This is a genomic window from Amaricoccus sp. (genome assembly GCF_047602525.1).
In the GTDB taxonomy this organism is placed as follows: Bacteria; Pseudomonadota; Alphaproteobacteria; order Rhodobacterales; family Rhodobacteraceae; genus Amaricoccus.
The window spans coordinates 140,001-157,916 of record NZ_JASGHB010000001.1 but is presented as its reverse complement, the minus strand read 5'-3'; the positions used below and the strand labels follow the sequence as shown (position 1 = coordinate 157,916).

The 17,916-nt window shown below is 65.0% G+C and carries 20 protein-coding genes and 2 pseudogenes (1 of these 22 cut by a window edge); 12 read left to right on the top strand and 10 right to left on the bottom strand.

Features of this window, described 5'->3' with window-relative positions:
* The 3 genes from QM699_RS00945 to QM699_RS00935 are packed head-to-tail and all read right to left on the bottom strand — an operon-like array spanning position 1 to position 3,066.
* Complete coding sequence (locus QM699_RS00945) at positions 1 to 1,149, bottom strand: dihydrodipicolinate synthase family protein (protein ID WP_415009408.1); 1,149 nt, start codon at positions 1,147 to 1,149, stop codon at positions 1 to 3.
* 10 nt (positions 1,150 to 1,159) lie between these two features.
* Positions 1,160 to 1,927: a 3-ketoacyl-ACP reductase gene (locus tag QM699_RS00940; protein ID WP_415009407.1), complete on the bottom strand. Its 768-nt coding sequence runs from the start codon at positions 1,925 to 1,927 to the stop codon at positions 1,160 to 1,162.
* Complete coding sequence (locus tag QM699_RS00935; RefSeq protein ID WP_415009406.1) at positions 1,924 to 3,066, bottom strand: acyl-CoA dehydrogenase family protein; 1,143 nt, start codon at positions 3,064 to 3,066, stop codon at positions 1,924 to 1,926. The genes QM699_RS00940 and QM699_RS00935 overlap by 4 nt, the downstream gene beginning before the upstream one ends.
* A gap of 157 nt (positions 3,067 to 3,223) precedes the next feature.
* Between QM699_RS00935 and QM699_RS00930 the strand changes: the two genes are divergently transcribed.
* From QM699_RS00930 to QM699_RS00920, 3 genes and pseudogenes are all read left to right on the top strand, one after another.
* On the top strand, positions 3,224 to 4,240 hold the full coding sequence (locus QM699_RS00930; RefSeq protein ID WP_415009405.1) for an aldo/keto reductase: 1,017 nt from the start codon (positions 3,224 to 3,226) through the stop codon (positions 4,238 to 4,240).
* Positions 4,241 to 4,368: 128 nt separating this feature from the next.
* Positions 4,369 to 5,238, top strand: a pseudogene (locus QM699_RS00925) (GMC family oxidoreductase); the annotation flags it as partial.
* A gap of 34 nt (positions 5,239 to 5,272) precedes the next feature.
* A complete protein-coding gene (locus QM699_RS00920) occupies positions 5,273 to 5,593 on the top strand; it encodes an integrase core domain-containing protein (RefSeq protein ID WP_415012658.1) in 321 nt (106 codons plus the stop codon).
* Between the two features lie 195 nt (positions 5,594 to 5,788).
* Here the strand turns inward: QM699_RS00920 and QM699_RS00915 are convergent, their stop codons facing one another.
* Entirely contained in the window at positions 5,789 to 6,403 is a 615-nt protein-coding gene (locus QM699_RS00915; protein WP_415009404.1) for an acyl-homoserine-lactone synthase, read from the bottom strand.
* Between the two features lie 310 nt (positions 6,404 to 6,713).
* Between QM699_RS00915 and QM699_RS00910 the strand changes: the two genes are divergently transcribed.
* Entirely contained in the window at positions 6,714 to 8,453 is a 1,740-nt protein-coding gene (locus QM699_RS00910; RefSeq protein ID WP_415009403.1) for a right-handed parallel beta-helix repeat-containing protein, read from the top strand.
* 60 nt (positions 8,454 to 8,513) lie between these two features.
* Here QM699_RS00910 and QM699_RS00905 read toward each other — a convergent pair whose 3' ends face one another.
* Complete coding sequence (locus QM699_RS00905; protein WP_415009402.1) at positions 8,514 to 9,536, bottom strand: autoinducer binding domain-containing protein; 1,023 nt, start codon at positions 9,534 to 9,536, stop codon at positions 8,514 to 8,516.
* A gap of 392 nt (positions 9,537 to 9,928) precedes the next feature.
* Here QM699_RS00905 and QM699_RS00900 point away from each other — a divergent pair.
* A pseudogene (locus QM699_RS00900) lies at positions 9,929 to 10,414 on the top strand (transposase); the annotation flags it as partial.
* Positions 10,415 to 10,492: 78 nt separating this feature from the next.
* On the opposite strand, the gene QM699_RS00895 reads toward QM699_RS00900, so the two are convergent.
* The 3 genes from QM699_RS00895 to QM699_RS00885 all read right to left on the bottom strand — a co-directional run bounded on the left by QM699_RS00895 (position 10,493) and on the right by QM699_RS00885 (position 12,998).
* Positions 10,493 to 11,550, bottom strand: a protein-coding gene (locus QM699_RS00895; protein WP_415009400.1) for an IS630 family transposase whose coding sequence is annotated in 2 segments (ribosomal slippage) — positions 10,493 to 11,070 and positions 11,070 to 11,550 — 1,059 coding nt in all. Because the reading frame shifts where the segments join, the coding sequence is not laid out codon by codon here.
* Between the two features lie 42 nt (positions 11,551 to 11,592).
* Positions 11,593 to 11,724 carry a transcriptional regulator domain-containing protein gene (locus tag QM699_RS00890; RefSeq protein WP_415009401.1) on the bottom strand — a complete coding sequence of 44 codons (132 nt, stop codon included), beginning with the start codon at positions 11,722 to 11,724 and terminating at the stop codon, positions 11,593 to 11,595.
* Positions 11,725 to 12,350: 626 nt separating this feature from the next.
* The gene (locus QM699_RS00885; protein WP_415012657.1) at positions 12,351 to 12,998 is read right to left on the bottom strand and encodes a DNA methyltransferase; all 648 of its coding nucleotides are present in this window, start codon (positions 12,996 to 12,998) and stop codon (positions 12,351 to 12,353) included.
* 346 nt (positions 12,999 to 13,344) lie between these two features.
* Between QM699_RS00885 and QM699_RS00880 the strand changes: the two genes are divergently transcribed.
* Positions 13,345 to 14,402 (top strand): IS630 family transposase gene (locus QM699_RS00880; protein ID WP_415009400.1). Its coding sequence is split into 2 segments (ribosomal slippage): positions 13,345 to 13,825 and positions 13,825 to 14,402, totalling 1,059 coding nucleotides; the frame shifts between segments, so codons are not numbered across the junction.
* A gap of 288 nt (positions 14,403 to 14,690) precedes the next feature.
* The gene (locus tag QM699_RS00875) at positions 14,691 to 14,993 is read left to right on the top strand and encodes a DUF2285 domain-containing protein (protein ID WP_415009399.1); all 303 of its coding nucleotides are present in this window, start codon (positions 14,691 to 14,693) and stop codon (positions 14,991 to 14,993) included.
* An 11-nt stretch (positions 14,994 to 15,004) separates the two neighbouring features.
* On the opposite strand, the gene QM699_RS00870 is transcribed toward QM699_RS00875, so the two are convergent.
* Positions 15,005 to 15,235 (bottom strand): DUF6429 family protein, encoded by a 231-nt coding sequence (locus QM699_RS00870; protein ID WP_415009398.1) that lies wholly within the window; start codon positions 15,233 to 15,235, stop codon positions 15,005 to 15,007.
* A 148-nt stretch (positions 15,236 to 15,383) separates the two neighbouring features.
* On the opposite strand from QM699_RS00870, the gene QM699_RS00865 reads away from it, so the two are divergent.
* The 5 genes from QM699_RS00865 to QM699_RS00845 all read left to right on the top strand — a co-directional run bounded on the left by QM699_RS00865 (position 15,384) and on the right by QM699_RS00845 (position 17,823).
* Positions 15,384 to 15,593 (top strand): hypothetical protein, encoded by a 210-nt coding sequence (locus QM699_RS00865; RefSeq protein WP_415009397.1) that lies wholly within the window; start codon positions 15,384 to 15,386, stop codon positions 15,591 to 15,593.
* Between the two features lie 41 nt (positions 15,594 to 15,634).
* Positions 15,635 to 15,889: a type II toxin-antitoxin system prevent-host-death family antitoxin gene (locus QM699_RS00860; RefSeq protein ID WP_415009396.1), complete on the top strand. Its 255-nt coding sequence runs from the start codon at positions 15,635 to 15,637 to the stop codon at positions 15,887 to 15,889.
* Positions 15,890 to 16,020: 131 nt separating this feature from the next.
* Positions 16,021 to 16,320 carry a type II toxin-antitoxin system HigB family toxin gene (locus QM699_RS00855; RefSeq protein WP_415009395.1) on the top strand — a complete coding sequence of 100 codons (300 nt, stop codon included), beginning with the start codon at positions 16,021 to 16,023 and terminating at the stop codon, positions 16,318 to 16,320.
* Entirely contained in the window at positions 16,310 to 16,690 is a 381-nt protein-coding gene (locus QM699_RS00850; RefSeq protein ID WP_415009394.1) for a helix-turn-helix domain-containing protein, read from the top strand. The genes QM699_RS00855 and QM699_RS00850 overlap by 11 nt, the downstream gene beginning before the upstream one ends.
* An 11-nt stretch (positions 16,691 to 16,701) precedes the next feature.
* Positions 16,702 to 17,823: a recombinase family protein gene (locus QM699_RS00845; RefSeq protein WP_415009393.1), complete on the top strand. Its 1,122-nt coding sequence runs from the start codon at positions 16,702 to 16,704 to the stop codon at positions 17,821 to 17,823.
* Here QM699_RS00845 and QM699_RS00840 read toward each other — a convergent pair.
* Positions 17,724 to 17,916: the 3' end of a hypothetical protein gene (locus QM699_RS00840; RefSeq protein WP_415009392.1), read on the bottom strand. The gene runs 341 nt beyond the window's last position; the window shows 193 of its 534 coding nt (coding positions 342-534); the start codon falls outside the window, past its right edge; its stop codon occupies positions 17,724 to 17,726. The two genes, QM699_RS00845 and QM699_RS00840, sit on opposite strands and share 100 nt — an antisense overlap.

Sequence of the window (17,916 nt, the reverse complement as noted above, 5' to 3'; positions counted from 1 at the left end):
TCAAGCCCCGTAGAGCGCCAGCAGCTTCCGCATCCGGTCCACCGCCAGTTCAGGATCTCGAAGCAGGCCGCAGCTATCGGCGAGCCGGAACACCTCAGTGAAATACGGCAGCGACCGCGCGGCCTGCGCCCCGTTCAGCATTACGAAATGCTCCTGGAATCCGTTCAGCCAGGCGAGGAACACGACCCCGGTCTTGTAATACTGCGTCGGTGCCCGGAAGATTGTGCGCGCCAGCGGAACGGTCGGGTCAAGCACGGCGCGGAATCCAGGCCCATCCCCCTGCCCCAGCCGCGCGACCGCCTGCGCAGCCGCCGGCGCCAGCGGGTCGAAGATGCCGAGAAGCGCGTGGCTGAAGCCCTCCGCGTCGCCTTCGATCAGCTCGGGATAGTTGAAGTCGTCGCCGGTGAACATCTTGACCCCCGCCGGCAAGCGGCGGCGGAGCGCAATCTCCTTATCCTTATCGAGCAACGAGATCTTTATGCCGTCGACCTTCACGGGGTTTTCGGCAATGATCGCGATCACCGTATCGAGCGCATCCTCGAACGTCGCGGCCCCCCAGTAGCCGGCCAGCGCCGGATCGAACATCTCGCCGAGCCAGTGCAGCACGACTGGCGCGTCGCTCGCCGCAAGCAACTCATGGTAGAGGTTGACATAATCCTGCGGCCCCGACGCCACGCGCGCCAAGGCTCGCGAGGCCATCAGAATGACCCGCGCATCGAGCTTCTGGATCGCCTCCAGCTGCTGGAAATAGGCACGCCGCACGTGGTCGATGCCCCGGGCCGCGCCCGGATCGAGCTGGTCGGTGCCGCAGCCGTTGACCACCCGCGCCTCGGGCAGCTCGGTGCGCGTCCGCCGGATCAGCTCCAGCGCGCCGGGCCAGTCGAGCCCCATGCCGCGCTGCGCCGTATCCATTGCCTCCGCGATGCCGAGCCCGAGACCGGCGAGGTGGCGCCGGAACGCCATCGTCGCCTCCCAGTCGATCGTCGCGGGCCCGGTCGGGTCATTGGCCGTGAAGGGATCGGCCACCACATGCGCGGCGGAATAGACGACCCGCACCGCATCGGGCGGCAGCACCGCCCCGGCGACCGGCGTGCCGACGAGGGTATAGGCGCGGCGCGCGCCGCCGCTGTCAGGAAGCAGGATCTGCATCGGAGAACCCTCAGAAACGGGGAACGAGCATCCCGGCGTCGGCGGAGATCGCCTGTCCGGTGGTGTAGGGCAGCCGCCCGGTGGCAAGGGCGGCGATGATCGCGCCCATGTCCTCGGGTGTGCCGATGCGGGGGAAAAGCGTCAGCCCTCCCTCTGCGCGGGCGCGATAGGCGTCGATGACCGGCGCCGTCATCCCGGTGGCGATCAGGCCGGGCTGTACGTCATAGACGGCGATGCCCTCCGCCCCGAGCCGAACCGCGAGCGCCTTCGAGACCATCGCGGCGGCGGCCTTCGACGCGCAATATTCCGCCCGCTGCACCGCCACCGCCACCGCATTGGACGAGGTGACATTGACGATCGCGTGGAAGACGCCCTTCGGCCGGTCCCGCGCCAGCAGCCGCCGGGCGAAGGCCTGCGACAGGAAGAAAGGCGCCTTGGCATTGACCGCAAGGCAGCGATCCCAGCTTTCCTCGCCCACCTCCAGCAGATCGCCGCGGCGGAGCACACCGACGCCCGCGTTGTTGACGAGCGTGGTGAGCGGCCCGAGCGCCGCCTCGATCGCGGCAAGCTGCGCATCGTGGCCGGCGATGTCGGTCACGTCGAAGGCCGCGCGAAAGACCGGCACGCCGAGGGCCGCAACCCGGTCGGCGGCGGCGGAAAGCTCGGCATCGTCGGCCGGCCCGTTCAGCGCGACTGCGATCCCTTCGCGCGCCAGCGCCTCGGCCGCCGCGAGCCCGATGCCGCGCGACGAGCCGGTGACGAGCGCAACCCCGCTCACGCCCTGGCGCCCTTCTTGAGGAGTTCGCGGGCAATGATCATTCGCTGGATCTGGTTGGTACCCTCGTAGATCTGGCAGATCTTCGCATCCCGATAGAGCCGCTCCACCTCGAAGCCGCGGATATAGCCCGAGCCACCGAAGACCTGCACGGCATCTGCCGTGCGTGCCACCGCCATGTCGCCCGCGAAGCACTTGGCGATCGAACAGGCCTTGGTCGCGTCCCTGCCCGCGTCGATATGCCCTGCTGCGGACCGGACCAGAAGCCGCGCGGCCTCGATGTCCTTCGCCATGTCGGCGAGCAGCCACTGCACGCCCTGAAACTCGGCGATCGCCTTTCCGAACTGCTTGCGCGTCCCGGCATAGTCGACGGCGGCCTCAAGCCCCGCCTGGGCGATGCCAACAGCGAGCGAGGCGATGCCGACGCGGCCCTTGTCGAGCACGCTCATCATCATGTGGAAGCCGCGTCCCTCGGTGCCAAGAAGCGCCTCGCTTGGCAGGCGCACATCGGTGAAGGTGAGCGCGCCGACCTGGCTCGCGCGCTGGCCCATCTTGTGCTCCTTCGGCCCACGCTCGACGCCGGCGGCATGCAGGTCGACGACGAAGATCGACATGCCGCGGTTGCCCGCCTCCTTGTCGGTCCGCGCTAGCACGAAGCCGAGATCCGCGACCGGCGCGTTGTGTATCCAGATCTTGCCGCCGTTCAGCACCCAGCCCGCGCCATCGCGGACCGCCGTGGTGCGGATACCCGAGACATCCGTTCCCGCCTCCGGCTCGGTGATGCAGTAGGCGACCTTGGCCCGCATGCCGAGAATGTCGGGGAGCAGGGCCTTCTGTGCCTCGGTCCCGTGCCGGACGAGCAGCGTCGAGATAAGCTCCAGAAGGCCGCACTGGTCGGCGACACTGGCATAGCCGCGCGCCAGTTCCTCCATCACCAGGGCATAGGTGAGCGTGTCGAAACCGGGCCCGCCCAGTTCCTCCGGTACCCCGATGCCGAAGAGGCCGAGCTTGGCCATCTCGTCGTAGATCTCAGCCGGGAAACGCTCCTCACGATCGAGCCCCTCCGCGGCCGGGCGGATCACCTCGTCAGCGAAGGCCCGCGCCATGTCGCGCGCCTGCGCCTGCGTCTCTGTCAGGTCCATCCCCAATTCCCATTTTTGTAACTATCTAGTTACATTATTATCGAGACCGCGAACCGGTCAACCCCCAATGTTTGATCCCCACGAACGACCAGCTTGCGCGCTCCGCAAATCCGTGCATAGAGATAACTAAACAGTTACAAATGGGAGGATTCCGGATATGAAACCGGGCGACAAGCGGCCTTTCGGCCGCGCGGACCTTGACGTGACCGCCTTTGCCTTCGGCACCGCGCCGATCGGCAACATTTTCCGCGAGATCGATGAGGCAACCGCGGCCGGGATGGTGGACCATGCGTGGGACGCGGGTGTGCGCTTCTTCGATACCGCGCCAATGTATGGCCACGGCCTTTCAGAGTTGCGCACCGGCCAGGCACTGCGCTGGCGCCCACGCGACGAATTCGTACTCGCGACGAAGGTCGGCCGCCGCTTGAAGCCCGCGCGCCGCACGTCGATCGACTTCGCGCCCTGGGTAAACGCAGCGCCCTTCGAGATGGAATTCGACTACAGCTACGACGGCACGATGCGCGCCTTCGAAGACAGCCTTCAGCGGCTGGCGCTCGAGCATATCGACATCGTCTTCATCCACGACATCGATGTCTTCACCCGCGGCGCCGACCAGCCCGAGGTGTTCCGGCAGGCGATGGATGGCGCCTGGCGCGCGCTGGAGCGCCTGCGCGACGAAGGCGTGGTCAAGGCGATCGGCGTCGGAGTCAACGAATGGGAAGTCTGCCTTGAGGCGTTGAAGCAGCGTGACTTCGATGCCTTTCTCCTCGCCGGCCGCTACACGCTTCTGGAACAGGATGCGCTCGACGCCTTCCTGCCGCTCTGTGAGGAACGTGGCGCGGCCGTGCTGGTGGGCGGCGGGTTCAATTCCGGCATCCTCGCGACCGGGGCGACGTCGGGCGCGAAATACAACTACGCTCCCGCCCCCGCCGCCATTCTGGAAAAGGTCGCGAAGATCGAGGCGGTCTGCGCCGACCATGGCGTGCCGCTGCCGGCCGCGGCGCTCCAGTTCGTCGTGGCGCATCCCGCGATCCCGTCTTTCTGCGCCGGCACCCGCACCGTCGGGCAGCTCGAGCAGAACCTCGCCTGGTTCTCGCATCCGATCCCGCCCGACTTCTGGGCGGATCTCAAGCATCAGGGCCTCCTGCGCGAGGATGCACCCGTCCCGACCTGAGGCGTTTGCCATGCCGCCTTTGGAAAACGCGGCCCTTCCGGGGGCCGCGCAGGCAGACTTTTGCTTGGGCGGCCGGCCAGCTACACTAGCGGACTCCGGCCTCGCGAACCTCGCCCCTTGACAGAACAATGGCCAGAGTTCAGCAGTTAAGTAACAAACTGGTTATATACTGGAATCACCCTATGGGAGGGACTTACGACTATATCGTGGTGGGCGGCGGCTCGGCCGGCTGCGTCGTGGCTTCGCGCTTGAGCAAAGACCCGCACACCACCGTCCTCCTCCTGGAAGCGGGGGAGCGCGACCGAAGCTTTCTCTTCCACTGGCCCGCCGGCTTCGCGCGCATGACGAAGGGCGCGGGCAGCTGGGGCTGGTCGACCGTGCCGCAGCGCCACCTCGGCAACCGCTCCCTCTGGTTCACCCAGGCCAAGGTCATCGGTGGTGGCTCGACGATCAATGCGCAGATCTACGCGCGTGGAAACCGGCAGGATTACGACGGCTGGGCCGATGAGTGCGGCTGCCCAGGATGGTCCTACCGGAAAGTGCTGCCTTATTTCCGCCGCGCCGAAGACAACGAACGCTTCGGTGCCCCCTACCATGGAACCGGCGGGCCCCTCGGCGTCTCGATGCCGAAGGCGACACTGCCGATCTGCGATGCTTTCCTGCGCGCGGCGCAGGAATACGGCCTTCCCTACAACCCTGACTTCAATGGCGTGGCCCAAGCCGGCGCTGGCTTCTATCAGCTGACCCAGCGCGACGTGCGCCGATCCTCCACGGCCGTGGCCTACCTCGCCTCCGCCGAAGACCGGCCGAACCTCTCCGTGCGGACCGGGGCGGCCGTCCGGCAGCTCGTTACGTCGCGCGCCCGCGTGACCGGCATCGAGCTCCTGTCGGGCGAGCGGATCAACGCGAGCCGCGAGGTGATCCTCTCGTCCGGCGCCATCGGCTCCCCGCGGCTTCTCCTGCTTTCGGGCATCGGCCCCGCCGATCACCTGCGCGCGCTCGGGCTTCCGGTGGTGCACGACCTGCCGGGGGTTGGCGAGAACCTTCAGGATCACCTCGACCTCTGCATGCTCGCCGAATGCACAGGCCCGCACAGCTACGATCCGGTCAAGCGCCCCGATCGCGCGCTGGCGGCGGGCCTCCAGTACCCTCGCCGAAGCCCGCGCCGTCATCGAGCGCTGGCGGCTCGACTACAACCTCGTCCGGCCCCACTCGGCCCACGGTGGCCTGACTCCGGACGCGGTTCGCAACGACCCCGCGGCCGGCTGCCTCCGCCACCCCAACCGCTCCGACGGCCGGCCGCTACCGTCGGGGCCAGAACCCCGCTATCAATCCAAAGGGCTCTCGCAATGATCGAGGGATCGCAAGGGAGTAGGTCAGAGACCATCGCCCCCGTCGCCGATGATCCCGCCATCGGCCTGCCAATCGCAGACTGATCGACCCGAACACGCCGGAGCTCGCGCTGGCACCGCCAGCTACACCACGCAATGGGACACGATCTTTGTCGCTCCACCTTGCAGCACGATCCTGACTTGCCCGTCCTGCAGGCTATGCTGCGAGTACATTTCGGAGGCCAGTACCGCGGGCCGGCACGACCTCACGCGCCCCGATTTGTTCCTGAAGCCTCCAAGCGACGATTGAACTCGGAATCCACTCCACCAGCAGCAGAGCATTTCTTTTGTCCTCGGATTTGGCGTGCACGCTCCCACTCCAGCCCGCTTGCTTGATGACCCGCAACACGGAGGGGAACACGACGCCGAATACCGAGTCGATACCAGCTCGCTGGCAATGGCGGCAGAGCCCAAGGAGAAGTTCCGGGACAAGAGTTGACCGCGGATCGCTCCTGACCCGGGGAGACACGCAGAACCGGGTGATCTCGGTGCCATTGCGGAACTCCTCTCGCCAAAGCGCAGGGAAGTGGCGCTCCACCATGGATCCGGCCGCCTCGGGCCGGAGGCGAACCGATGCCAGGTGCCGGCCCTCCCGCATCATCATGCAATAGGTGGTGCCACTGCCGTCGTATTCGTCGATCTCGAGACCGCCCGCGTCCAGCGGGAGCGGCCAACCATGTCGATGAACGAACTGGTCGGCACGATCGACGAACATCGAGCGGCGCAGCATCGGCATCGAATTCAGGTCCGATCCGTCGATTGCGAGAAACATTCTTGCCTCATGGGGGGCCATCTAGCGACTATAGCCGCATGAGATTTAACAAGTTCCTACAATGTTCGGCCAAGCTCGGCTAATTTTATAAGAACCAATCAGGAACATTCTATTACGTTGTTAATACTGATATGAATAATTTATAAACTACATTATGGATCCGCCCTTAAAACAATCAGTTATGACGTAGTCTGTAATAGTCATCCTTAAACATACATTTAAATGCTTTCGGGAAATCTCATGGAAAGCGTTCTTCGATCTCTTAGGGGCTGTCCCGCGGGCATGACGCCGGCGAAGAGGGAACCGAGAGATGACGACGTACTTCGTAGCGACGACTGGAAGCGACTCCGGAACCGGAAGCGCCTCCTCCCCCTTCAGGTCGATCACCCAGGCGCTGCGCGCCAAGCTCCATGCAGGTGACGAGATCGTCGTCAAGGCCGGAACTTACAAGGAACAGGTGCTTGTCACCAAGGGTGGCTCTGCCGAGGGCAACATCACGATCCGTGCCGAAGTCCCCGGGACCGTCAAGATCGAGCCACCGGCCGACAAGGACTATGGCTTCGCGATCCTCAAGAACTACGTGACGATTGACGGCTTCGAGGTGTCCGGCGGCAAGGCCGGTATTACCGCCAACCTTGTTCACCACGTCGAGATCACCAACAACGTAGTCCATGACAGCCTCGGCAACGGCATCTCGGTCAGCCGGTCAGAGTTCGTGCTGGTCGAGGGCAACACCACTTACCACAATGCCCGCGAGGGCGCTCGCTCAGGCATTTCGATCTTCCACTCCGAGAACGTCTCCGGCGACACCACGACCGAGGGCTACCGCATCGTCGTCAGGGGGAATATCTCCTACGACAACGTCACCAAGACCGGGGCGCACAGCGACGGCAACGGCATCATCATCGACAGCAACGACAAGGAGACGACCTTCGGCTTCCCGGTGCTGGTGGAGAACAACCTCGTCCACGGCAATGGCGGCTCCGGCATCAAGACGGCGTGGAGCGACAACGTGACGGTGTTGAACAATACCGCCTGGCACAACAATCTCGACTCTCTCGCCACTGGAACGTGGAAGGGAGAGATCACCAACATGAATTCGAGCGGCAACGACTTCATCAATAACGTCACGGTTGCAGACGGCAGCCTCGCCTATCATACCGGGATCGCCAACGTCTCTTTCAATACTGACGTCAATGACGACATCACTTTCAGGAACAACCTTACGTACAACGGCGTCGTCGGGAATATTGCGATCATGACCTCCAACGGAAACGCAAAGCCGAGCGCGGCCGATGGCAATCTGCTGGGCGTCGATCCGGGCATCGATACCTTGAAGGGCTTCCAAATCGGCAAGGACTCCGTGGCAGTCGATGCCGGCATCAAATTCGTCGGCGCGTCGATCAAGGATCTCCTGGGGGTCATCCGCGATGGCGCGGTCGACCTCGGCGCATACGAGGTCGGGAGCAAGTCGATCGACACCGGCGCCGACACCTCGACCAAGGGCGGCGCGGGCGACGACCTGCTGACCGGGGGCGCCGGGGCGGACAGGCTAGCAGGACTTAAAGGCAACGATATCCTGGTCGGCAACGAGGGCGACGATACCCTCCTCGGCGGCGCCGGCAACGACTCTCTCCAGGGGGGCGCCGGCGATGATTCGCTCGTCGGCGGGGCGGGCACAGATGTCCTGAAGGGCGGGAACGGCAATGACGTCCTCGTCGGTGGCGCCGGTGCGGATACGCTTACGGGAGGGGCCGGAGCCGATCATTTCGTCTTCGGGACCGCGGCCGATGCCAACGGTGACGTCATGACCGATTACTGGCGGACACAGGGAGACCGTATCGATCTCACCGATATCGACGCGAGCACCAAAGTGGCGGGGAACCAGACCTTCACCTTCATCGGGGCGCAGTCGTTCAGCGGCGTCGCCGGGGAGCTGCAGTACAAGGAAGGCACAATTTCCGGCGACCAGAACGGTGACAAGATCGCAGACTTCCAGATCAAGCTCGCGGACGGCCATTGGCTGGGCGCCGCGGACTTCATCCTCTAGGTCGCGGCAGAATCCGGTCGCTCTGGGTGGTCGAGCCGGCAACCCCCCGCACGCCAAGCCTCAGCCCCTCATGGGCTCAGGCCGAGACTCCCCGAAGCCACTAGGCGCAATGACACGCGCGTCCTCATCGGTGGAATCCTCGTCGATGACTGGTGTGCGGATGCGGGCTAGGCGGCGCAAGGACGCGCCGCTCGGCCGGGCTGCCACCACGGTCGCGGCTTCGACAGGAGACGTAAAGACGTCCGCCTTGACGAGAGGCGCCTCGGCCAGAAGGCCGATCCTTGCTGCGAGGACTGCGGCCTGAGCCACTGTTCGGGTCCGAAACAAGGCGCAGATCGAACGCTCGAGGTGGGCGTACGAGCTGTGTTGGTAGATGCGGGTCCGCAATTCCATGTCAGATGCGCCCTCCGCGATGGCTCGAAGGATATGAAGTTGATCGTCGGTGGGATTGAACGTGTCCGGACGATCATCGGACGCGAGCCGGCAGAATGCGTCCGACAGAAAGATCCCGAGACTGAGGAGGTCGCTCTCGTAGCCTTCGAAGTGATTCCGGAATGTCTCCGGATCCATCGCCGAACAGACGGAAATGCCGATCGTATCGCCTCGTTCCGTCGTGATGGGCTGGGTGCAGCCGGAGGGTCCGACGCCGTGAGCTGCCGCGTCCTGCCAGAACGCGGCAAGACAGGGACTGCTACGGGGCAGAGAGTCCCAGAAGAAAGAATGGGCGGACGCCAGGCACGCGGGGCCGATCGGATCGACAAACGAGTAACGCCGGTCCACATACCGCGTAATCCATTCGTCGGGATAGGTCGTGAGAACCTTTGTCGCGAAGTTCGTCGCCGGCCCCTCCCCCACCACGTGCAACGTGCAATGCGAGACCCCCAACGCTCGTGCAAGTCGGCCAAGTTGACTGACGAGGGACGAGAAGTCATCCGCCCCCAGGATCGCGTCCGCGATGCGCTCTGTCCCGGGGCACCTGAGTACGTCCAGCGTATCAAAGTCGATCTTGGCTGTGATGCGGTTCAGGTCGCTGGCAAGATCGCTCCGCCCCGATCGCACAAGCGTGTCTATTGCATCGAGCATGGATGCTCGCGCCCAACCGTTCATTCTTCCCTCGTTACTCACGAAACAGGCAAAGTCGCGGCAAATTTCCGCTTACTGAGTGAAGTTTAGGTAAAAGTGGCCAGCGCGGCTGAGCGATGATGCGCTGGATGGTGAGCCCAGGACGATGTACCGGCGCGGCCGCGCGCGAAGCCGTCGATAGTCGCAACGACCGGGTGGTGATGAATCCGCTGTTCTAACGGTAAGCACTACACGCGCCACGTCGAGCACGCGCAGCGCCTACCCACATCGGTGCGGGGCCGTACTTCCCGACCGCGACGCCGCCACCGACGAGGCCTGGATTGACGTTGACGTGACCCCTTGTTTCTCCTCCGCAGGTGGCTGGAATCCGGACCGAGGAAGAGGGACCGGAGATGAAGCGAAGCAGGTTCAGCGAGGAGCAGATCATCGGGGTGCTGCGCGAGCATGATGCGGGTGCGGCGGTGGCCGAGCTCTGCCGCAGGCACGGGATGTCGTCGGCGACCTTCTATGCGTGGAAGGCGAAGTTCGGCGGGATGGACGTGTCGGACGCGAAGCGGCTGAAGGCGCTAGAGGAAGAGAACGCGAAGCTGAAGCGGCTCTATGCCGACGCGATGCTCGACAATGCCGGGCTGAAGGAGCTGCTGGCAAAAAAATGGTGACGCCCGCCGCCAGGCGGGAAGCGGTCGCGCACCTGAAGGAGAGCCTCGAGGTGAGCGAGCGGCGGGCGTGCACGATGATCGCGGCGGACCGGAGCGTGGTCCGCTACCGAAGCCGGCGGCCGGACGACGCAGGCCTGCGTCGTCCGGCCGCGCGAGCTCGCCGACCAGCGGCGGCGGTTCGGCTATCGCCGCCTGCACGTGCTCCTGCGCGGCGAGGGCTGGTCGGTGTTGACCTTTCCCCCGGTATCCGGACCATTGCGAGCTGGAATCTTCCGCCCTTATACCAACCCGCATTGATCAGAACCCTTGCGCCCAGTCCCGACGGCCGATGGATCGGATGCGCCAGGGTTGGTCGACGAGGTCGTTCCAAGCGGCGCAGCAGTGGGCGACGATGTCGTCGTAGCCCTTGAAGACCCGGTTCGAGAGCCAGTTGTCGCGCATGAACTGCCAGATGTTCTCGACCGGGTTCAGCTCGGGCGAGCGGGGCGGCAGTGGCAGGATGGTGATGTTCTTCGGCACGATGAGGGCGCGGGCGAGGTGCCAGCCGGCCTGGTCGAGGATGAGGATGGCGTGGGCGCCCGGCGCCACCGCGGTGCTGATCTCCGCGAGGTGCGTCTGCATCGCCGGCGTGTCGCAGAACGGCATGACGATGCCGGCGCCCTTGCCCTCGGCCGGGCAGATCGCGCCGAAGATGTAGGCCCAGGCGGTGCGCTGGTCGTGCGGCGCCCGCGGTCGGGCGCCCCGCCGCGCCCATCTTCGGGTGAGCTTGTTCTTCTGCCCGATCCGCGCTTCGTCCTGGAACCAGAGTTCTATGCGCTTGCCGGGATGCGCGGCGCGGACCTCCGCCACGCGCTCCGGGAGACTTTTTTGAAAGCCGCCGCCGCCTCCGGATCCTGGGCGTAGTGCCGCGGCCGCGCCGAAAGCTTGCGGAAGCCGAGCGCCCGGAGTTCCCGTCCCACCGTCGCCTCGCTCACCGACACCCGGAACGCCTCCCAGAGCCACTGCACCAGGTCGATCCGCCGCCAGCGCACCACCCCGTCGCGCCAGGGCTCAGGTCCCGCCTCCACCACCTGCGCCAGCGCCGCCCGATGCTCTGCCGTCAGTGTCGGCGCCTTGCCGGGGGCATGCCGGTCGATCAGCCCCGACGGGCCTTCCGCGTTGAACCGCAGCACCCAGTCCCGCACGATCTGCAGCCCGACCCCGCCGACCCGCGCCGCCTCCGTCCGCGTGCCGCCCTCCGCGATCACCGCCAGCGCCAGCAGCCGACGCACCTGCTTCGCATCCCGGCTGTCCCGCGCCAGCCGGCGAAGATCGTCACCATCCAGATCACCCCGAAGCCCGATCGCTGCCGCCATGGAAAACCCCTTCGTTCTCCATGATGAATCACGACAACGCCCTCAGGGGAATCCCCCGCGTGAGTCAGGACCTATGCGCGCTGGTATGAGATATTCCCAGGCAAAACCGGCGGCGGGGATCGTTTTCGCGTGCCTGTAGGCCACCGATGCACGCCAATCTATGCCTGACAGCATGGCGTCACCTCTCTATGCGGGCGCTTCAAGCGTGCGCCAGAATTAAGAGTCAGGGAAACGCCCTGCCAGGACTAGCAGGGCCAGCATTATCAATTGAAAGCGTGGGCTTATCAGCGCCAGCTTCTTTCCCGGCTCTGGCAAGAGCCGGCGAGCCGGGCGCCATGCCCGGCGAGCGCGATTTTCTGGCACGCCCTCAACCGGACGCGCGACGGCCGCCGGTCCATCTGGATCGGCGGCCCTGATGCTGAGGTCTGACACTTACCTTACGGGCGCAGAGGCCGCCAAGGCTCTTTGGTTCCTGCTCGGCGGTAATGCAGACGGCGGCAACGGAACGGCTGCCATAGGTAGATCAACGGCTCAAAGCCGTTCCACCAATCCGCGTCTATGTCACCGCATCGGCCCTCGAAAAGCAGATTGCCGTTCGCCTCATATAGCCGGAACTCCATCGGCAGGGCGTCGCCCCGCTCCGGCGTCCCACGGGCGGGCACGCCGTCCGCATCCTCTCCCATGCCAAGGCAACCGCCATGATGGTCAACCGTAACAATCCAGCGCATATCGAAATCCTTTCCGTGTTCGTGTGGAGTCGCGGCGCCCGCCGCGCTGGCGGGCGCTCTTTGCGGGCTGGCCTATGCCGCCGCCCTGCCGCGCTGTTGCTGCATCCATGCAAGCCGCCTGCTGGCCGTCGCGTGGTGCCGGCTGTCCAGCTCAACGCCGATCCAGTCGCGGCCGAGCTGCTGCGCCGCCGCAAGGGTGGAGCCGCTGCCGCTGAACGGGTCCAGCACAAGGTCGCCGGGCTTCGTGAAAGCCTCGATCAACGGGCGCAATGCCTCCACCGGCTTTTGCGTCGGGTGCAGCTTGTTGCCCGCATAGGGGAAGTCGATCACGTCCGGGATGGGATTTTCGGGCAGGGAAACATTGCCCCTCGCCAGCAAGTAAGCCTGTTCGTGCTGGTAGCGTAGGAACTTCGCCGATGACGCATAACGCTTGCGGAACACGATATGCCCGACAACGCGGAAGCCTGCCGCCTTCCATGCGTCCATGAACAGATCGACCTTGTTCCAGCCGTAGAAGGAAACGGCGAAACCGCCATCCTTCAAGACGCGGTGCATCTGGTTGAACGCGGGGCGAAGCCAACGGGTGTTGTCGTCGTTCGCCACCTTCCTGCCGTCGCGGCTGCGATAGTTCACCAGATAGGGCGGGTCGGTCAGGATGAAGTCCACGGATGCCCGGTCGAAAGAGCGCATCGCCTGGATGCAATCGGCATTGAAGATCACGTTGCGGGGGGTGTTGGCGTTGCCGGTCATGGTTCTGTTTCCTTTGGGGTTGGGATTCAGGGCAGCGAAGCGCCGCTCCTGAAACCCTGCCCGTCGGCGAGACCGGGGTAGCAAGGCGCCAGACAAGTCTTTGGCACCGTGGAATAATTGGAGGGGACCCGCTTGCGGGGAGCAGGCCGTTTATGCCGCGAAAGGCCGAAGAGTTTTCTTGCGGCGCGCAAGGGCAGCGCCCTTAGCTCCTGCCTTCAAAAACCGGGTTATACCAGCGCGCATAGGTCCTGACTCACGCGGGGGATTCCCCTGAGGGCGTTGTCGTGATTCATCATGGAGAACGAAGGGGTTTTCCATGGCGGCAGCGATCGGGCTTCGGGGTGATCTGGATGGTGACGATCTTCGCCGGCTGGCGCGGGACAGCCGGGATGCGAAGCAGGTGCGTCGGCTGCTGGCGCTGGCGGTGATCGCGGAGGGCGGCACGCGGACGGAGGCGGCGCGGGTCGGCGGGGTCGGGCTGCAGATCGTGCGGGACTGGGTGCTGCGGTTCAACGCGGAAGGCCCGTCGGGGCTGATCGACCGGCATGCCCCCGGCAAGGCGCCGACACTGACGGCAGAGCATCGGGCGGCGCTGGCGCAGGTGGTGGAGGCGGGACCTGAGCCCTGGCGCGACGGGGTGGTGCGCTGGCGGCGGATCGACCTGGTGCAGTGGCTCTGGGAGGCGTTCCGGGTGTCGGTGAGCGAGGCGACGGTGGGACGGGAACTCCGGGCGCTCGGCTTCCGCAAGCTTTCGGCGCGGCCGCGGCACTACGCCCAGGATCCGGAGGCGGCGGCGGCTTTCAAAAAAGTCTCCCGGAGCGCGTGGCGGAGGTCCGCGCCGCGCATCCCGGCAAGCGCATAGAACTCTGGTTCCAGGACGAAGCGCGGATCGGGCAGAAGAACAAGCTCACCCGAAGATGGGCGCGGCGGGGCGCCCGACCGCGGGCGCCGCACGACCAGCGCACCGCCTGGGCCTACATCTTCGGCGCGATCTGCCCGGCCGAGGGCAAGGGCGCCGGCATCGTCATGCCGTTCTGCGACACGCCGGCGATGCAGACGCACCTCGCGGAGATCAGCACCGCGGTGGCGCCGGGTGCCCACGCCATCCTCATCCTCGACCAGGCCGGCTGGCACCTCGCCCGCGCCCTCATCGTGCCGAAGAACATCACCATCCTGCCACTGCCGCCCCGCTCGCCCGAGCTGAACCCGGTCGAGAACATCTGGCAGTTCATGCGCGACAACTGGCTCTCGAACCGGGTCTTCAAGGGCTACGACGACATCGTCGCCCACTGCTGCGCCGCTTGGAACGACCTCGTCGACCAACCCTGGCGCATCCGATCCATCGGCCGTCGGGACTGGGCGCAAGGGTTCTGATCAATGCGGGTTGGTATTACTTTCCGCTCTCGACTGGATAAATTGGAGCCGGAGCAGACGCGCTGCTCCGGGGCGTCGAAACCCCTACCAGCGGTTGGTGTCGGCCGTGACGACACCACACTCCTTGACCTATGGTCGGGGAGCCCGTGGCGTATGTCCAGGGCTGCCCGCCTAAAGGCCACGGGGCCGTCTGGTACGGTTTCGAACTTCCCGATCACCAAGAGTCAGTGAGGATAGTTTGCGGGGGCGCACCGCGAACACCATCTTTCAGACAGGGGAAACAAGCCGATGCATATCCGGCCCGAACTTGATCCCGATGTCGACGACGAAGCGCCGACCGGCCCCGACATCACCATCTACGACGAAGAGCATTTCGTGACCTATCTGCGCCTGCTCGATGCGGACAAGGAAGGCGCGGACTGGACCGAGGTGGCGCGGATCGTGCTGCATCGTGATCCCGCCGCCGATCCGGCGCGCACGTGGCGCTGCTGGGAAAGCCATCTCGCCCGCGCCAAGTGGATGACGAAAACCGGCTATCGGCGGATTCTGGAACAGGCCGTCGAGGAGCAGACGCAACTCCACCGGCATTGAGGTCGTCAGGCTCACCTCTCGACCGTGAACATCTCGCGGAACAGCTTTTCCGACCGCGCGATCCCTTCGTCGGTCAGCCAGACGGATTTCGCCTTGTTGACCGGATCGCCGATGAAGCCCTTCTCGTGCAGCCGGCTCATCGCGCTCCAGTCGAATCCCTTCCAGGCGCAGCCGTCGCGGTCGAGCGTCAGGTAGAGCAGCGCGAGAATCGCGTCGTCGATCTTGTCCTTGTCGACCTCCATGGCGCGGTAGTCTCCCGATCACGGACCAACCCTGTTTTACGCTACAGTATCCCATATGCCGCACGGCTACGATGCGGGTCTTTTCTTCTGCTGCCGGACGGTTCTTCGATGGTTCCAGCCCCTTCCGGGCATGGGAACTTTGGAGACGATGGCGCTCAAACGCGACAGGATCAGCATCGAGGTCTTCGGACCTTCGGCCGAGCCGGAAACGGGCCGGAACGATCCTGCGCGCGCCGACGCCGCCATCCGGTCCCTCGCCCGGTTGCTCGGTCGCCAGATCGCCCGCGAGCAGTTCGAGCGCAAGATGGCGCTGGAGCGGAGGGCGCAGAAGAAGCGCCCGGCAGGCGAGGATGCGTAGCACCTATGGTTTCGGGCGCTGGATTTGTTCAGGATGCCCCCATGCCTACTGTCGATTCTGTCATATTCCAGCGCGGTCCCGAAGAATTCCTGCATCGAGCGCAGCGAGAGCCAGTAGAGATCGCCCGGCACGGACGGCGCGCGTTCGTGCTGATGTCCGTCGATCACTACGACTGGCTCCGGGCTACCGCGCAGCGGCGCCACCGCACGGCGGAAGCCGTCGATGTCGTCATCGACGCCGTTGAATGTGCGGAGATGGACGCCGGGTTCACGCCGCTGGACGCCTTGCTCCGGTAGGCGATCAGAGCGCCCGGCAAGTCGGTTATCGCCCCGACGCTACACCCGCGCCGGGGCATTTGCATATTCCCCTTGTGACCATTTTGGTCCCATGATATAGGTGACCTATGAGGATCATTGCCCGACGCACCTTGCGGCAATTCATCGACAGCCTCGCGGGGCAGAAGGACCAGCCGGCGGTCAAGGCCGCGCTCGATGCCTGGTTCGACGAAGTGAGCAAGGCGGACTGGAAAAGTTCGGCGGATGTGAAGCGGCTCTATGCGACGGCCAGCATCGTCAGCGCCGAGCGCATCGTCTTCAACATCAAGGGCAATGACTATCGCCTCGTGGTGGCGGTCGACTTCGAGAAGGCTATCGTCTGGATCAAGTGGATCGGCACCCACAAGGCTTATGACAGGATCGACGTGACGGAGGTTAGACATGGCGACTGAGTTGAAACCCATCCGCACCGAGGCGGATTATGATGCGGCGCTTGCCGAGGTGGAACGGCTGTGGGGCGCGAAGAGCGGCACGGTGGAAGGCGACCGGCTCGACGTGCTGGCGACGCTGATCGAGGTCTATGAAGCGAAGCACTATCCGATGGACCCGCCGGACCCGATCGAGGCGATCCGGTTTCGCATGGAGCAGCAGGGACTGTCCCGCAGGGATCTGGAGCCGATGATTGGCCCGCGCAACCGGGTAGCCGATGTGCTGAACCGCAAGCGCGGCCTGTCGATCGAGATGATCCGGCAGTTGCATGACCATCTCGGCATCTCGGCCGAGGTGCTGATCCGGCCGAGCCGGTTTGACAAGGTTGCATGAAGGAGGCCGCCATGACCCGCGTTGCGCTTTACGCCCGTTATTCCGACGAGAAGCAGCGTTCTGCCTCGATCGAAGACCAGTTCCGCATCTGCCGGGAACAGGCGAAGCGCGAAGGCTGGAAGGTGGTCGGCGCCTACAGGGACGCGGCGATATCTGGCGCGAGCATGATCCTGCGCCCCGGTATCCAGATGCTGTTGCAGGACGCGCAGGCGGGCCAGTTCGATATCGTGCTGGCCGAGGCGCTGGACCGCATCAGCCGCGATCAGGCCGATGTGGCGACGCTGTTCAAGCATTTGAAGTTCGCCGGCGTTCCCATCGTCACACTGGCCGAAGGCGAGATCAGTGAGCTTCACGTCGGGCTGAAAGGCACGATGAACGCGCTGTTCCTGAAAGACCTTGCGGCCAAGACGCATCGCGGCATCCGTGGCCGTGTCGAGGATGGCAAGTCGGGCGGCGGTCTTTGCTATGGCTACAAGGTCGTGAAGCAGCTTGATGCGCGCGGCGATCCGATCCGGGGCGACCGCGAGATCGACGCAGCCGAGGCCAATGTCGTGCGGCGTATCTTCCGCGAGTTTGCCGCAGGCATCGGCCCGCGCACCATCGCCCGCACACTGAACGAGGAAGGCGTCCCCGGCCCCGAAGGTCGGCTCTGGAGCGACACCACCATTCGCGGCCATGTGAAGCGCGGCACGGGCCTCGTGAACAACGAACTCTATGTCGGCCGCCTCATCTGGAACCGGCTGCGCTATCTCAAAGACCCATCGACGGGAAAGCGCGTCTCGCGGCTCAACCCGGAATCGGAATGGATCGTCAAGGACGTTCCAGACCTGCGCATCGTCGACGACGAACTCTGGCAGGCCGTCCGTGAGCGGCAAGGCGAGATCGCCGAGAAGTTCGCCAATGTCACCGAGGCCGTGCGCGCGCATCACAAGAAGAACCGGCTGAACGGCGCGCGTCGGCCGCGCACGCTTCTGTCCGGCCTGATCTTCTGCGGCTGCTGCGACGGCCCCTACTCGCTTCGCGGCCCGCAGCGTTACGCCTGCTCGAACCACATCAGCAAGGGCACCTGCGACAACACAACAGCCGAACCATCCGTCAGGACGAACTGGAAGCCCGCGTGCTCACCGGCCTGAAGGATCGGATGATGGCGCCGGAGATCGTCGAGGATGCCATGCGCGCTTATGCGGAAGAAACGAACCGGCTGAACAGGGAACGCCGCTCGAACG